We start from the raw sequence: 16556 nt of genomic DNA, 5'->3' as shown, positions 1-16556 counted from the left end.
GCCGCACATTCACTACTCCTGTTGAGAACTTTTATTTGAGCTTTTAACAGGAGAAGAATCATGTCGCATAAAGACTTATTTAAAGACCTTGTAAACGAAATAATTAGCTTGATGGAGTCTGATGATCTGAATTGGTCTAAACCCTTTAGATCAGTCAAACATCAGAACCCTGTTTCGGGTTCAATTTACAGAGGAATCAATCCATTTATTCTGGCGCTTAAAGCTTACCGTGAAGGATGGGATGAACCCTACTGGTTGACCTTTAACCAAGCTAAAAAACTAGGTCTAAAAATAAAAAAGGGAGCAACGACAACACCTGTTTTCTTTTACTCATTAGTTGAAAAAGAAGACGAAAAAACTGGCGAGAAAAATACCTTTCCGGTTTTCAAAAGCTATCGGGTTTTCAATATTCAGCAAATGGATGGCGTTGTTCACAAGCTGCCCAAAAAAGTTGAGTTGATAGGAAGTCTGAAAGTTGGTTATTGCCGCCCTGTTGTCGATGCTTTTATCGATAACACCGGTGCCGACATTATTACCTCTGACAAGGCTGCGTATAGCCCTATTCGAGATAAAGTTATGATGCCTGCACCAGGCCTGTTTCATTCTGAAGAGAGTTATTATGCAACCTTGTTGCATGAAATCGCTCACTGGACAGGTCATAAATCGCGTCTTAATCGTGACGGTATCACTGATCATAGCGCGGTGTTTGGCTCGGAAAAGTATGCCTTTGAAGAGCTTATTGCTGAGTTAAGCGCTGTTTTTCTATGCTCACATCTTGGGGTTGAAAAAGGCGGTGTTGATCAAAATCACGCGGCTTATATCAAGCACTGGATTAAGGGTCTCAAAGAAGACCCAATGAGTTTATGGAAGGCCGCTGCAAAAGCTCAAGCTGTCTTTGACTATCTCTGTGAACAGCAGAAATAGTTTTTCAATCGAGCACTCTTTTGGGTGCTCAATTCACTTTGTCACCAACCGATCATAACGGCCATTATGGTGAGTTGGGTTTTTGATACCAACTACTTAATGATTACACCAAATCCTCTAAAACTACTATCAACTCTTGGCCTGACTCCAACCCTTCTTCGTACACAAAGACAAGTTAAAATGTAACTCAAATAGTTGACCCTGAAAAACTCAAGTCACTTTCATATCGCAGTTTTGGGGTGGGGTTGTTTTCTTTCTGCCATTCTATTGGCGGCCCCTCGGAGCCTACACCACTTATTGGCATCGTATCAAAAATATATCCGCCAAAAAGTGAGTTAAATTCTTCCTCTATATCTTTGAGGAACTGTAAAATCGAATCTAAAAGGTCACGAAAAGTTACGCAGTGCCATTCCACACCAGGTGAAATCTGAGATAAGACCTCTTTTTTAAAAGTATCTAAGTCGGCCGGAACATTTAGTAAGGTACCGGTTTTCAGGAGTGGGCTCACGTGCTCAAAATTAAACATCGAAAACATCCAAGAATGAACAGTGTACCTTGATCGTAACAGGTCAAATGTTTTTTTATTTTTCTCCGATAGGTTTTCGTAAGCTTTATCTCGCTGACCATTAAATTCTTCTGTGTACTGCAAAACGCGATCAGCTGCATCACCTATCCGGGGGCAAAAGTATCTTCTCCACCCAGCCTCAAAATATCGCTGCTGAAGTTCTAGATAGGTTAATCCAGTAATATTTGTATTACGAGTGTACTGCTTCGCCCCGCATTGGAGGCCATACTTCGATACGATAAACCCAATGTTAGCTCCAGTCTCATGCATAACCGTGGTGAATGAATGAACCACAGATTGGGGCACTGTGGTGTTCCAGTTCTTGCATTCCACAATATATTTGATTTTATCCAAGCTACGATGGTCTACAGCGCAAACATCTACATTGACGGTGCCACGCGGTGTCTGAAGGTCAATCTCAACATCAGCGGCCAGCCCTACGTTGCGAAATAGTCGCTTCACACCTTTTTGTAGGTCCTGCCAGCTCTCTGGATACGGGTCATCAATCATGAATTAAGGTTCAACTCCTAGATTCCTAACGCCGCCATCACCTGTGACAAATCCAGAGCGATGCGGAGGTTTTTTGGGATCCTTTGACTGGGTTTGTTAGGCATTTATCTTATCCATTATTTCTTTTATTTGTAGCTCTACCTCAAAAAAATTTTTAAAAGCTATGTGTAAAGCTCTGATCCAGTTTTCACTTTCAGGAAGCTCTAGGAATTTCATTGCTTTTTCGGGTATAAGCTCCTTCTGAAAATGAAATGTCGAGTTTCTAAAAAGTCGAAGTGCGTCTACAAAATCTTCTTGAGAAAGGAGCTCATCCACTTTTGGGTTGGTACATTTAAGCGCCTTGTAGCCTTCTACTACGACGTAGATCAGCCCGTAGAACACAGATAGCCTTGCAAATGACGAATGAAACTCTGCAAATTCCAACAAGCCCTCCTTAAAGCCATGATCACCCTCGATCTTTGTTGCAGCAACTTCTTTTAAAGCATCTGCCTTGAGCCAGTGCTTGTGGAGTGAAATTAGTTTTTCCATGCAACCTCGCATTGCCCAGCACCGCACTCAGCCGGAAGCTTGTCCGGCAAAATATTATTGATATGCATTCAATTCCTACGCGGTTGCCTTTGCGGACTTTCTCCGATTCTGAATAGTTTCAACAATAGCTTTCAAGGCATCGATGTCATTGCCCAAGTTAGCCGCTGAGGGTACGGCAGCAGCCTTTGCCGACGATGCGTCGTGGGCCGTTACAACGTCACAACTTCGCTTATGCAGCTTTTCAATAGCTTCGTATTCGGGACGGCTAAAACCTACAACCTCTTCAAGTGAGTCCACACGGATCCAGTCGCGGTATCGCTTTACGACGCCATTAAAAACAACGTCTTGAATTACTCTTTCGAGCGTTGCCCTTAACCGGTCATACTGGTATCGCATATCTCCAATCTCTTTTTCATTAGGATATGCCGGCCACGTCTTCGCAAGCTTGCTCTGCGCCTGCTCAAGAGCGTTTATTCTTGCTTTATAGCCTTGATGATCCCACGGGAGGCCATCATTAACACAGCCAGGGGCTCCTCCTCGCCACTCCAAAAAGAATGTTGAATTAGGAATATCTGCTGCCTCGATCTCATCGGATAATTGGCCAAGAAATGATGTATCGTGAGTAAACACTACTACTTGCCGACTCTTAGCCTCCTCAACCAATCTCCGGGCAACATTTCGTCGCCGCCAATGATCCAACGACGAAACCGGATCATCGAGGATAATTCCACACGAATGATTGGCGAGCGCCAACTCAGCAAAGAATGAACCCAGCGCGATTGCACGTTGCTCACCTTCGCTAAGAATCTCATCAATTTTGTTCGTGACTGGAAGATCTAGTAGAAGTTGATGGTACATCTTCCCGCGGGAACTACGCTCCTTTAGTTTTGTTTTGATGTGCCCAATGCCAAGTGCTTCAAACTCTTTGTCAAGAGCTTTCCTTAACTCATCTGTTACCGCCACAGTAGCAAATTCCTTTGACTTATCAGAAATCGAACGTGTTTTTAAGGCGGAGCGACATTTCTCAAGGGAAAACTTCTTTTTCATCCGATCCAGCAACTCGACTACAGCACTCAAACTCTTAGCTAGGCTTTGTCTTGCAGTAAGTTCACTCAATTCTCTTTCAAGCTTCATTCGCTTCGTCTCATCCGCCGCTCTTGTAAGCGTTCGGAAAACCCTTAATTGCTGAGCTGCAAGCTGGCGAATTCGCGCTCTTGGCGAGACGTTCAAAGCAGGAACCTCTGCCCATTTTGATGTTTCGAGACACTGGAGCATAAACTCTCTACGCGCATCAATCGAAGCTTGAAAATCTGAAATTACTTGATGGATTGAGCCGTCTAAGACCTTGAGCTCTTCACTAAGGGCATCATCGGCAGCAATCATAAGATCGGCTGCTTTGATCTTAGTCTTGGCTATTTCTATCTTATTACGTGCTGCTTCGGCGGTCTTTGCGACATCATTCTGGATGTACTCATCAAATCGCTTAAGACGATCAATCCCTGATACGGGTAAATTTTCCTGGCACAATGGGCACACTTTACCCTCAGTAGACTGAGGAAACTCTTCTCCGGGAAATGCTGCTTCAGTGGAGTAGCGCCGTGCGGCGTCAAAAAGAAGCTTCCATACTTGCCCTCCAGTTCCTGAAAGTAACTCTTCACCGGAGCACAACGCGTCGGCAGCTTTCTTCTCAGCGTTCTCCGCGGAGATCTTCTCATCATTTATTTTCTGAAGTTTTTCAACAGCTTCTGAGCTAACCCATACCAAAGGTTTAGCCAACTTGTCGGCAAAAGCTTTCAGTCGCATCATAGAACGCTTCGACTCTTCCGCCTTAGCCAGAGGATTACCCTCCTTGAGAGTATTCTCAAGCTCGGCAATTCGTTTAACATCGCCTTCAGTGATGGTTCCAAGTGAAGTAATAGTTTCTGCGTTTGACTTTATAGAAAGGTTTGCAATAACTCTCCCGACCTCTGTATCGCCAAGAAGGTGGTGGAACGGCAACCTACTTACATCAATCCCACTAATCTCTGACTCGAGCATCTCTGAGAGTTTTGGGAGAACTCTGTTGGCTAGATTTTCAATAATGTCTAGGCCGTATGGTAAGTAAGCAACATCTTGCTCCGCCGTGATATAAGAGCGAGCACACTTGGAATCAAAGACTGAGATTGAGGAGAGCTGATCTGGTGAAGTTGTATCGCGCGCCCAACAAACTTCATGTGACACACCCATTACCTTTACATCAAATTTTGCGGTGGGCACTCTCTTGGAGGCCGCCGGATCATTTGCATCTGGGTGGACAGGGTCAGATTGATCTCTAGCCCGACAAGCTCTTTTCATAACACGAGCATAGCCCGACTTACCCGAACCATTTCCTCCATAAATCACAGTAATGCCAGCTTCGGCGAAAGTTAGAATACGGTCACTCGGAATCTGATTGACGTTTTGCAGGTCTCTCAAAGCGACTAGAGTAACTTGCTCCCCTAGGGCAAGTTCAGCAGGAAGGTGCTCTTTAGCCAGTGGTATCGGAAGCAATTCACCATCACTCTCCATACCGTATTCTTTCTTAAGTAGTGCGTATAGCTCGGACAGGTCGGTGTCAGTTAGTTCTGATTCCTGCTGGAAGAGGCGACGACAGGCGTCTCGTTGCCATGACTGAAGAGATTCTGTCCAATTTAATATTTGATTAAGTAGGGCCATCCATTTCCTCGCTTGATTTCGTTGCGGCTGTGGTCCAAAGCTGCTGTACTTGCATAACGCCCGCAGCACGCGCTGCTTTGGAATGGAGGCGAAGCCGCAGTGTAAAAGCCGTCGCTGTGCCTGCGTTTGTTAGAAGCGACAATTATCATTGATCAGATCTATAATTAAAAGGATCAACATGCTTGAAAGCCAAGTTACTTCTTCTTCCTCTTTATTTAAAGGAACCAACCTAAATCCAGATTCAATATTTTCAGCATGTATTAGCTTATTTCGGACAAAATACGCATATTTAATACACAATGTTGCAGCCAAGTGAGAGTCGTTTACCGTAGCTTGATTGTCATTTAGATGTTTCATAACTTCATTATAAAAGCCTTCCGCCTCAAGGAAATCTTTGCGAACAGGGAGGGTATCCTTAAAAACTTTCATCAGTCGATGGTCTTCATTTCGCAACAGAAATTCCTTAAAAGCACGAGTTTGCCCGGCTGTTGAAAAGTCATTATGAATAAACTTAACCCAGCGAGTATTTCTTCTAATCTCTTGTTCCTCTAGCATCGACACTTTATTTAAAACTAAAGGATAGGAGTTTGGATTATTAACTAGATCACTTCTGATAATCCGGTGACAATCGAAGTCCTTAGAAGTATTTGCGACTGCCTTATAAATTGCATTAAACGCTTTCCATTGATTCTCAAACATGCCATGCTTACTATCAGCGTGAAGCGACTTAATCAAATACGTTAAACCAAAAAGAAAACCATGTGCCTTGTTGTTTTCTAAAAAGATAGTTTTCAAACCAGTTAGATTAATATCTTTGAGTGCTTCCAGTGACGCATTATTGTCAACAACCTGCTTTATATCTTTTTTATTCAGTGTAACCTGTTTTGAGGACTTCTTAGCCACATGTTCGATCTTTATTTTTTTGATTTGCACGGGCTTTCTAACCGCACAGTAGTAATACACAAGTGACTTTGTAATTTGGCGATACAACGCGCTTTGATGATTGGTAAAAATACCATTTAAATCAATAGCACCAGAACGATTCGCAACTATATAAATCTTATTTTCCTTGATCGTAAGCTCATCACAATACGATTGAGATTGAGGGTAAGGGACCTGTTCTTTGTCTAAGAGCAAACGTGAAGAATTTGCATCCATATCAATTGTTATTTGATATTCATTGGTTCTAGTATTCTTTACTGGAGTCAATTTTTTCTCCTAGCCTCTAACGTTTAAGCTATGCAGCGCGGCGTAGTGTGTATCAAAACGAGCGCCCTGTTAGCTATGTGTAAATTGTCACTCATAAGCCAGAAATTACATTAGGCATTTACGTTGCGCACCCATCACGGTCTGGATAATTTCATTTATAAAAAATCAAGTAGAATAACATTGCTTACCATCAACTACTCCGGCGCTCCATCCACAAACGTCCCAATATAATCCAGCACCTTATCCAAAATCCGTTGCGACACCGCCCTGCGCTTGAGTATCGTTGGCCTGTTGATCATCGCTTCAACCACGTCATCCCGATATGGCAGTTTTTCAGTAAACAGGTAGCTTGAGATCAGCTTTTTGAGCTTTTCGTGATCAAGCCCCTCCTCTTCACTTAATCTAAGCAAATAGGCCTGGTCTTGCTCATCCCAGAAGCGTTTGAACTCAGCCTCTATGTCGCCACCGGATTGAATCTGTGGCAGATTCTCTTCGATGAACTTCTCAATCAATTTTTTCTTCGAGCGCATTTCAACATTGCCCGATAGCATATCGAGAATGCCCTTCTTCTTAGCTTCGTGTTCTTTAGGCTCGGTGTCTTTTAGTTGGCCAAGCAGCTTGAGGATATAGGTGACGTTTATCTCATCACGGTGAATCAGCTCTAACTCAAAATCAATATCATTGAGAATAGAGACCTTTTCCGTCATTCGATTGCTTTTGACCTTCTCATGCAGATCAAGGTATTTACTGCCATAATCGGCATACTCCTGCTCCTCAATACCCACATCCTCAAACTGAAAGTCCGTAAAGGTGTTGAGAATGTTAAACACACGCATCAGTTCACGGTAGGCACGAATAAACTCAAACTCGGCCTCTTCGTCCGGCAACTTGTTGACATCATCCAGTTCCGGCGCAATCGCTTTGAGGTTGGCCAGAGCCTCGTTGAATGCCTTAACATAATCCTCATACGGCTGCATGATTATGGTGTCTTTGGCCTCCTTGTTGGAGAACAAGCCAATCGCATCATCGGTCGCTTGTTTAAGATTGCGGAAGCACACAATGTTGCCCTGTGACTTCTTTTCACCCATGGTTCGATTGGTACGCGAAAACGCTTGAATTAAGCCGTGGTACTTGAGGTTCTTGTCCACATACAAGGTATTGAGCGGCGGTGAGTCAAAGCCGGTGAGGAACATATTGACCACCAGCAGGATGTCGATTTCCTTTTCCCGGACGCGCTTAGCCAGCTCGTTGTAATACTTGTAAAAGGATTGGCTGTCTTTGGTGGTGTACTTGGTGCCGAACATGGCGTTGTAGTCGGCAATATAGGATTCCAGCTTGTCACGGCTATGCTCGTTCACCACCTTGCCGGTCATGTCGGTGGTTTCTTCTGCAATGTCATCATTCGCGTCTTTATCATCTTCATTGGCGGCATAACTGAAGATGGTGCCAATTCGTAGATTGTGCTCACCGGCCTCTTTCTTGCGCTGGAACAAGTCATAGTAAGCGGTTAACATTTCAACCGAACTGACACAGAACATACCGGTGAACTGTTTAGAATGGGTTTTGCGGTCGTGATTGGCAATAATGTAGTCAGTGATCGCATCAAGTCGTTCCGGCGCTTCCATCACTTCTTTGGTATCAATATCTTGCACTTCAATATCGGCAATGATGTCGCGCTTTTTAAAGGTATTGATATACTCCACCGAGAACTTCAACACATTCTCATCACGAATCGCATCGGTGATGACATACTTATGCAGGCACTCACCAAACAGATCTTTTGTGGTGCGCTTACCCAGTTTGTTACTGGTGACATTCTCGACAAATATCGGTGTACCGGTGAAGCCGAACATTTGGTGGTTTTCAAAGAACTCTTTTATTCGGCCATGGGTATCACCAAACTGACTGCGGTGGCATTCGTCAAATATAAACACCACACGCTTATCGCGTAAGTCGTCCATGACATGAGAATAGCGTGCCTTGGTGATGGCGGTATTGAGCTTTTGAATCGTGGTCACAATCAGCTTAGTGTCACCGGTTAGCTGGTCAACCAGTTTTTTGGTGTTGTCGGTGCTATCAACACTCCCCTGGCTAAACGAATTGAATTCCTTAGCGGTCTGGTAATCAAGGTCTTTTCTGTCCACACAAAACACAATCTTATCGACTTTGGGCAAGCCGGTGAGAATCTGACTGGCTTTAAACGAGGTCAGGGTTTTGCCTGAGCCGGTGGTATGCCAGATATAGCCGCCATGAACCGAGTTTTTCACCTTGTCGATAATCGATTCGACCGCATAAAACTGGTATGGACGAAGCACCATCAAGATTTTATAGGTCTGGTTGAGAACAATGTATTTGGTGATCATCTTTGACAGATGACATTTTTCCAAAAAGCTTTTGGCAAACTGATCCAACTGGGTAATCAGGTTGTTCTCGTTATCCGACCAGTAAAATGTCTGTTTAAAGGATTGGTTTTTGTTGTTAGCGTAGTATTTTGTATTTACGCCATTGCTAATCACAAACAACTGAATGAATTGAAACAGGCCTGCTCCCGCCCCAAATGAATGGCGCTGGTAGCGGTTAGTCTGGTTGAAAGCTTCTTTTAGTTCCAAGCCGCGGCGTTTTAGCTCAATCTGCACCAATGGCAAGCCGTTAATCAACAAGGTCACGTCATAGCGATTTTTATAACTGCCTTCCATGGTGATTTGATGTGTTACTTGGTATTGGTTTTGGCACCACTCCACTTGGTCAATAAACTCAACATAGAAATTAGTGCCATCATCACGGGCGAGATTGAATCTATCGCGCAAGGTATGAGCTTTTTCAAACACATTACCTTTCTGAAGGTGGTTAAGGATCTTGACGAACTCGCCCGGTGCAAATTTGGTTTTGTTGTGCTTTTCAAGCTGACTCTTTAGGTTCGCCAACAAGTCAGCTTCGTTTTCAATTTTAACGCGCTCATAGCCTTGGCCAATAAGCTGGTCAATGAGATTGTTTTCTAGGGTTTGTTCGGATTGGGTGGTTAAAATCATTGTGTTGGGGTCTTTTTTAATCAAACAACCTTTGTAGGCTGATAATAAATTCTATGCATTAACCTAAATGCTTTTTGACAGTTCTCTTTCATATCAAGTTTCATGCTTTCATCAAAACATGACGCAATCTTTCCAATATCTTGATCATGAATAATGTCGTTTCTTATTTGGCGCAATTCATCAAGTTCAATTCCATAACCTGATTTCTCAATCAACCCTTTAAGGTTTCCCTTTTTTTTCTGATAGCTGGCGTTAAATGATGCTTCTATTGCCGCTAAAGTTAAAATAAATGAGGCAACATAAGCCCCTACAGAATAACAAGTTTCGATCTCATGAAGCATGTTGAACGACTTCCAACTCCCTTGTGTGGGTGGACAACCTCCCAGTTCCTCTAAAACTTGGAGCTCAATATCTCTAAATTCCTGAAAGCCATTATTAATTTTTTCCAACATCTTTTCGTCAAACCATTTCATTTCCTAAACCCTAGCAATATGAATCAACTCGTTATACAAACTCAAATCAACCAAGAAAACCTGTATGTTATTTAATGTATGGCTCAATTAATTTCATTACACAAACAGCCTCTGCAACAAGCCTTTTTTAAAAGCTTTGGTTTGTTCGAGTTTTAACCAGGCTTGGTCGATTTTATTGTCGATTTCGGTTAAGAACTCGGCGATTTTTTGCTGCTCATCTATATTTGAAGGAAGATTAATTTTGATTGAACCTAAGTCCGATGAGTTAATTGCTGGATAACTTGTGCCTGTGCATAGAGCCATCACTTTATCAACAAAATCTTCTAAATGCAGTGCATAATACAAAAACCTCGGGGCATCTTCGTATTGAATCTGAGCATAGCCAGTGGATGCAACAAAATCCCCTTCATCATTAAAAAAGTAATTGTTCTTTTGGTATGGTCTTACCATTTGAAACAAAATATCATTCTCAGTCAAAAGTCGTTGAGCCCGACTTGGTGCAGAATCTAGCTGAACCACTTCCTGTTTTACTAGCCTACCTTTTTCAACACTTTCAAGGTCAATGTATATGAATGAGCTTGGCAAAGATGAGGCACGAGGGTTAATCGTGGCTAGTTTATTTAAGCGAATCGATACCCACTCAGGATACTCATTACCCTCATCATCTTTAAACCGAATCTGTTGACTGAAAATCTGCTGCATCACGCCTTTTTTGTATTCGGTGAGCAGGCGGTGTTTTTCGGTGAGCTGTTCGATTTTTTTATCGACCGCAGAGAGGAAGTCGGCGATTTTTTGTTGTTCTGATAGAGAAGGAAAGTATGCTTTTATTTTTTCAATCACATCTACTGACAAGCCAGGCTGAGCCTGACCTGTCGCATACCTATTTAATTTTAGAGTGTCCAAAAGGTAATATAGCCATAAAGCATCATTTTGCTCACTTGCTTCAACAACAACTGCATGTTCAGTTGCATGAAACTGACCATTGGCTAGCTGTACATTCCCGCAAAGAGCTCCCTGCCTACCAATTAATGGATAAATTCCTTCATGAGTTTTTGATCTCGTATAACCTCTGAGCCCATTTCCTCCAAAACATGGATACATTCCCGACTCTTTTTCGTTATGTATTTCAGAAGCTTGAACAAACTTACCAGCTTTCATATTACAAGCTTGTGAAAGTTGATGTACCAACCACTGCCCCTCAAATCCAGGAAACCTCAACTCAGGTACATTTTTATTCTCGCTCATGGCTGCAATCCTTCAATCAGCTTGTAGGTGTCGATATTGAGTTTGGAGAAGCCAAATACCTTCCTGCCTAAATCCTTTAAACTCGCCCCAATCAAATAGCAGGCCTGGTGATCGATGATTAAAAACCGGTCGTGGACGTGTTTAACGGTATTCACTTGAAGCGGCTTGTATTGGCTGTTGTATTTTTCAATATCCAAGGCGAGTTGCTTGTCTATCTTTTGGGTGTAAAGCGTGATTTGAGCTTCTTGGTTCTTGCTAAGCAGCGTGAGCGTAGTGTCGTCAATATAGTTATCAATCAGCACAATGTCTTTTTTGGCTTGGCGCACTAAATCGCTGACAAACGCATAGGCATCAAATATCTGTCCGTCGTAGAAAATGCCTTGCTCTTGTTTAATGTTTTTCGATTCCAGTGCATCTAAAATCTGCTCGACTTTGCTATCGGTGCTAAATTGCTTGCGCTCTATCGCATCCATTCGTTCAAACACTAGCGCGTGTTGGCTCATAAACTGACGCATAGCGACGAATGTATCCATAATGCGAATACTGGTTTTTATCGCGGTCTCACTTTTGAGAACCGTTGAAAGCATTGATACACCTTGTTCACTAAAGGCGTATGGAAGCGTTCTTCTGCCCCCGTGTTCACTTGAGGTCACAAATTGTGACTTCAAGTTTTCAAACTCTTCTTTGGTCAACTGAAAACAATAACGCTCAGGAAATCGCAAGCTGTTACGTTTCACTGCTTGGTTCAGCGCCTTGGTTTGCACACCGTATAATTCTGCAAGGTCACTGTCCAACATTACCTGTTGGCCGCGAACCGTATGGATGCGCTGCTGTATCAGATTATCTTGATTAACGAGCTGGTTCATTTATAACGGTGCCTCAATACCCAGTTCTGCACAGTAACCCATAATTATCATATCGGTATTGGCCATTGAGTGGTTGATTGCTTTGATTTGCTTCACCACATCATTTAAATCAACAGGCTCTTCCTCTTCAAAGGTATCCACATAGCGCGGAATGTTAAGGTTATAGTCGTTTTCTTTAACCTCTGATAGCGGTGCCACGTAGCTGTATTTTTCGATGGTTTCACGGTTATGGTAAGTGCTGATGATTTTGTCGATGTGTTCAGGCAAAAGACGGTTTTGGTTTTTGCCTTTTTCAAAGTCATTCGAGGCATCAATAAACAAAATGTCGTCCGGGTTGGTGCGGCATTTTTTCATCACCAGAATACAGGTCGGAATTGAGGTGCCATAGAAGATGTTAGCCGGTAGCCCTATCACCGCATCCAAGTAGTTGCGGTCTTCAATCAAGTATTGGCGAATATGCCCTTCTGCCGCCCCTCGAAATAACACACCATGGGGTAACACCACCGCCATAGTGCCATCATCATCAAGGTGGTACACCATGTGCTGCACAAACGCGAAATCCGCTTTGGTTTTAGGTGCCAGCTTGCCATATTGGGAAAAACGGTCATCACTTAAAAACAGTGGATTGGCTGACCAATGCGCCGAAAACGGTGGATTGGCAACGATGGCTGAGAAGCGTTTATCTAAATGCTGCGGATGCTCAAGGGTGTCATCTTGCTTAATGCTGAACTGACGATAGTTCACATCGTGCAGAATCATGTTCATACGGGCCAAGTTATAGGTGGTGCGGTTAAGTTCTTGGCCATAGAAATGACCGACTTCTTTTACTTCCTTGGCAACTCGTAATAACAATGAACCTGAACCACAGGTCGGATCATACACCGATTTTAAGTATTGCTTATTGTCGGTCACAATCTTAGCGAGAATAGTAGAGACGGTTTGCGGCGTATAGAACTCACCGGCTTTTTTTCCGGCACCTGATGCGAATTGACCAATCAGGTATTCGTAGGAATCACCCAACACGTCTGCATTGGCGTTTTCGAGTTGGAAGTCCACCTTGTCTAGGTGAGTGAGGATTTTAGCGACCAGCTCATTTTTCTGCTTCTCGGTACGACCGAGTTTGGTTGAGTTCAGATCAAGGTCTTCAAACAGTTTATTGAAATCGTCTTCTGATTCCGCACCCATTGTGGACTGTTCGATATTGTTGAGGATGGTTTGCAACTCACCAAGGATGAAGTTGTCTGTCGATTCGCCCTCAATTGCCGCGCCCTTCTTAGCGATATTGGAAAACAACTCAGACGGCTTGAGTGCATAGCCCAGTTTTTCTACCGACTCCGCGGCAACAGCCGCAACAATCTCTTTGCCTTCAGGTGTGTTTTCATCAACCGAGGCATAATCAAAACCGTCTTCTAAGCTGTTAGCATAAAGACAAAGTTTTTCTGACAAGTATTTATAGAAGATAAACCCTAAGATGTAATCACGAAATTCATCGGCATCCATCTTGCCACGCAAAGCGTTAGCGATATTCCAAAGCTGTTGTTCAAGGAGCTTCTTTTCTTCTTCTGACATAGCGTTTATTCCAGTTAGTATTAGTATGTATCATACAGTAAAACTCTTCGCTGTTTTAGGCGAATAGTGGCCATGGGTCTCGCTCCATCTCAACGCCAGAGCTAAAAAATAACAAATCACACATAAACTTATGCTTATATAAATAGTTACAGTTGTGACAATTAAATAATTTTCTTCCAATTTCCTTTAAATTTTAATCTGCATGTCTCACTATATATAGTGAGAACCTTTAACAGAAAAAGCCGCGCACTCACCTTGCCTTAAAGCTCGGAGTGATTGAAAAGCTGAGATATTAAGAGTCGGTGATTGACCTGAATTGGTCGTCCGTTACTCCCCCTTTCTGTGCAATGAGTGCGCTTTATTCAAGAACCCCTCTTCTGAGGGGTTTTTTATTTGCGCCTCACTATTCCTGTTGAGAACTTTAATTTAGCTTTTAACAGGAGAAGCAGTATGAGCATGACAAAATTGGGTAACTTGGTTTTTTCTTCCGGTAAAACTGGAAATAAAAATCACTGGGTGAAGTCTGGAGCCTTGTATCAGCGGCCAGACGGTTCGTTTGCAGTAAAGTTGGATCAATTGCCAATTGGCTTTGATGGGTGGTTCTCGGTCTTTCCTGAAGAAAATCAGGCAAACCATCAACCACAATATAATCAAGCTCAGCAAGGGTACCAGCAGTTTCAATCTGCACAACAACCGGCAAGCATAGAAAGCTTGTCTGCGGAACAAATCCGCCAACTACTGCTACAACGACTTCAGCAATAGTTGTCTTCAACCAAGCACTCTTCGGAGTGCTTTTTCGTTTTCCTCTACCGATATTTAATCGGCCTCACTACTCCTGTTGAGCACATGTGCTTTGAGAACTTTTACAGGAGATGACAATATGCTGAATCCGTATGATATTGGTGGGCTACTCCTCATGGGGGTTGGGTCACTGCTGTTTTTTCTTGTTCTGGTAACAAGGATTTCACGACAAGAGTTAAAAGCAAAAACAAAGGCTAACTTCTCACTGGGCTTAGCTGCTGGGCTTGCGCTTTTTTTGGTGGATACCGTTCTAAAGCTTTTTGACACCATCGCATTAGGAAGCATCGGTTTAAAAGCTTGGGCTTTGTGGTTGGCTACACTAGCACTAATCGGCTTGATTTACTTGCTGGTAAAATACTACAATCAAAATACTTGATGAAGGAACATCGAAATGGAAGAAGTAACTTGGTCGGAGATCATCTTTATCTGGTTCATTATTGGCATAGGGGCGCTATTCCTATTCTTTCTTGAGCGTAGCTCTAAGGATAAAAAACAGTAACTTCAAACAAAAAGCCAGCATTCAAGCTGGCTTTTTTCTTAGCGTAAACATTTAATCCCGCTCATTCTTCTGTAAAAAATAGTTAATTTTTTCAAAATCTCTAGCTTTAAGCGCGTCGATAAAATCCGCCCAGTCCTGCATCATTCTTGTTCTGTATTTCATCTTCTTGGCGTGATTGTATGTCATCCTTACCGTACCGCCTACAACATGGGCTAATTGAAGCTCTATCGCATCCGCATCGTAATGCATTTCATTTAAAAGCGTTGAGGCCATGTGCCTAAATCCGTGCGGGGTAAACTCATCGGGCGTAACCCCGGCAGATCGCATTGCCTTGCGAATTGATTCAGCATTGATTGGCTTGTCGAATGAATTAGGGCTAGGGAATACAAATGGTGAATCGCCAGCGACTTCAGAAGCTTCACGTATAATTTCGTATGCCTGATTTGAGAGAGGGACTAAATGTGGTTTACCAGTTTTTATTCTTTCCGGCAGTATTTTTATCATCCGCTCGTTAAGGAATACCTCCTCTTTTCTCATTTCAGCCACTTCCGATGGGCGCAGAAACACATAAGGCATCAGCTCCAAGGCTGCACCTACCGAATACCTACCCTTATGTGTTTGCAGCTTCTTAAAAAGCTCAATTGCTTTTTCTTTTGTCGTTGCGGTCGCGTAGTGTCGAGATTTTGCTTTCAGGAGCACATCGTCTAAATCCCGGCTAGGATCTTTATCACAGTACCCTGAAGCCACCCCATATCGAAAAACTTGTCCAGCGGTCTGCTTCATTCTTTTTGCAGTATCAAGCACACCCCTCTTTTCAATCAACTTGAGCGTCTGTACTAATTTTGGCGGGTCTATATTTTTTATTAATTCCTTGCCGATATATGGAAACAAGTTTTTTTCCATTCGCTGCAATACATCTATCGCATACCCTGGACTTAAATCAACCTGCTTTCGCTCATGCCACTCTCTTGCAACTTGTTCAAAGGTTTTGTTGTGGTGATCCACGCTACCTGCATTGGTCGGATTTTCGCCTTGCTTCAGTTTCTTTTTGACATCAAAACACATCTCCCTGGCCTCAGACAGCGAGACCGTTGGAAATGCACCCAGAGAAATAGTAGTTTGTTTCTTCGTTATTCTGTCGATATAACGAATTTGCCACAACTTAGAACCATTTGATTTAACTAGCAAGCTTAGTCCATTCCCATCGCTATAACGGACATCTCTTTCCAAAGGTTTTATGGCTGATACTTCTCGCGCCGTGAGCTTACTCATATCTGTTACCACTTTTTTTAAAAAACAGGTATTTGTTACCACTTTGTTGAGAGCACTTATGATATTTCTTATAGTTTCATAGAGTATCTATTTTCAATAAGCGCTCTTGGTTTGGAATGATTATACCCACGCAAACCCTTTAAAAACAAGGACTTTAGAGTGTCAAATAGTGTCGATTGATTTCTTTCAGACGAAAAAAAACCGGATGTCAAAATCCGGTTTTTTATGTAGTGGCGGAGAGCGGGGGATTCGAACCCCCGATAGGCTATTAACCTATACGCGCTTTCCAGGCGCGCTCCTTCAACCGCTCAGACAGCTCTCCAAATTGTGTGCGGATTATATAGGCTATTCATACCTGTGTCCAGAACAACT

General features: G+C 42.9%; 13 protein-coding genes and 1 tRNA gene. 3 read left to right on the top strand and 11 right to left on the bottom strand.

The features are described 5' to 3' along the window. The first annotated feature begins 60 nt into the window (after positions 1 to 60). The gene (locus tag VIM91_RS04945) at positions 61 to 924 is read left to right on the top strand and encodes an ArdC family protein (protein WP_331863708.1); all 864 of its coding nucleotides are present in this window, start codon (positions 61 to 63) and stop codon (positions 922 to 924) included. Positions 925 to 1111: 187 nt separating this feature from the next. On the opposite strand, the gene VIM91_RS04940 is transcribed toward VIM91_RS04945, so the two are convergent. The 9 genes from VIM91_RS04940 to VIM91_RS04900 all read right to left on the bottom strand — a co-directional run bounded on the left by VIM91_RS04940 (position 1112) and on the right by VIM91_RS04900 (position 13612). After that, positions 1112 to 1999 carry a restriction endonuclease gene (locus VIM91_RS04940; RefSeq protein WP_331863707.1) on the bottom strand — a complete coding sequence of 296 codons (888 nt, stop codon included), beginning with the start codon at positions 1997 to 1999 and terminating at the stop codon, positions 1112 to 1114. Positions 2000 to 2095: 96 nt separating this feature from the next. Next, a complete protein-coding gene (locus tag VIM91_RS04935) occupies positions 2096 to 2527 on the bottom strand; it encodes a hypothetical protein (RefSeq protein WP_331863706.1) in 432 nt (143 codons plus the stop codon). Positions 2528 to 2602: 75 nt separating this feature from the next. Then, positions 2603 to 5221, bottom strand: a complete 2619-nt coding sequence (locus VIM91_RS04930; RefSeq protein WP_331863705.1) for an AAA family ATPase — start codon at positions 5219 to 5221, stop codon at positions 2603 to 2605. Between the two features lie 129 nt (positions 5222 to 5350). Next, complete coding sequence (locus VIM91_RS04925; protein ID WP_331863704.1) at positions 5351 to 6430, bottom strand: hypothetical protein; 1080 nt, start codon at positions 6428 to 6430, stop codon at positions 5351 to 5353. Between the two features lie 194 nt (positions 6431 to 6624). Next, entirely contained in the window at positions 6625 to 9459 is a 2835-nt protein-coding gene (locus tag VIM91_RS04920) for a type I restriction endonuclease subunit R (RefSeq protein ID WP_331863703.1), read from the bottom strand. Between the two features lie 20 nt (positions 9460 to 9479). Next, a complete protein-coding gene (locus VIM91_RS04915) occupies positions 9480 to 9932 on the bottom strand; it encodes a hypothetical protein (RefSeq protein WP_331863702.1) in 453 nt (150 codons plus the stop codon). Positions 9933 to 10028: 96 nt separating this feature from the next. After that, positions 10029 to 11177 carry a restriction endonuclease subunit S gene (locus tag VIM91_RS04910; RefSeq protein ID WP_331863701.1) on the bottom strand — a complete coding sequence of 383 codons (1149 nt, stop codon included), beginning with the start codon at positions 11175 to 11177 and terminating at the stop codon, positions 10029 to 10031. Next, positions 11174 to 12043 carry an ORF6N domain-containing protein gene (locus tag VIM91_RS04905; protein WP_331863700.1) on the bottom strand — a complete coding sequence of 290 codons (870 nt, stop codon included), beginning with the start codon at positions 12041 to 12043 and terminating at the stop codon, positions 11174 to 11176. The genes VIM91_RS04910 and VIM91_RS04905 overlap by 4 nt, the downstream gene beginning before the upstream one ends. Further along, entirely contained in the window at positions 12044 to 13612 is a 1569-nt protein-coding gene (locus VIM91_RS04900) for a type I restriction-modification system subunit M (protein WP_331863699.1), read from the bottom strand. 450 nt (positions 13613 to 14062) lie between these two features. Here VIM91_RS04900 and VIM91_RS04895 point away from each other — a divergent pair, with 450 nt between their 5' ends. Together VIM91_RS04895 and VIM91_RS04890 are read left to right on the top strand one after the other, a co-directional pair. Beyond that, entirely contained in the window at positions 14063 to 14374 is a 312-nt protein-coding gene (locus tag VIM91_RS04895; RefSeq protein ID WP_331863698.1) for a hypothetical protein, read from the top strand. Between the two features lie 118 nt (positions 14375 to 14492). Next, a complete protein-coding gene (locus VIM91_RS04890; RefSeq protein WP_331863697.1) occupies positions 14493 to 14789 on the top strand; it encodes a hypothetical protein in 297 nt (98 codons plus the stop codon). Between the two features lie 174 nt (positions 14790 to 14963). On the opposite strand, the gene VIM91_RS04885 is transcribed toward VIM91_RS04890, so the two are convergent. Together VIM91_RS04885 and VIM91_RS04880 are read right to left on the bottom strand one after the other, a co-directional pair. Next, positions 14964 to 16184, bottom strand: a complete 1221-nt coding sequence (locus VIM91_RS04885) for a tyrosine-type recombinase/integrase (RefSeq protein ID WP_331863696.1) — start codon at positions 16182 to 16184, stop codon at positions 14964 to 14966. Positions 16185 to 16415: 231 nt separating this feature from the next. Next, positions 16416 to 16506 (bottom strand) — tRNA-Ser (locus tag VIM91_RS04880). Positions 16507 to 16556 lie beyond the last annotated feature (50 nt).

The sequence above is a fragment of the Thiomicrospira sp. genome, from assembly GCF_036568485.1.
Classification (GTDB): domain Bacteria; phylum Pseudomonadota; class Gammaproteobacteria; order Thiomicrospirales; family Thiomicrospiraceae; genus Thiomicrospira.
The sequence above is the reverse complement of the archived record's forward strand: the minus strand, read 5'-3'. Positions and strand labels throughout refer to the sequence as shown.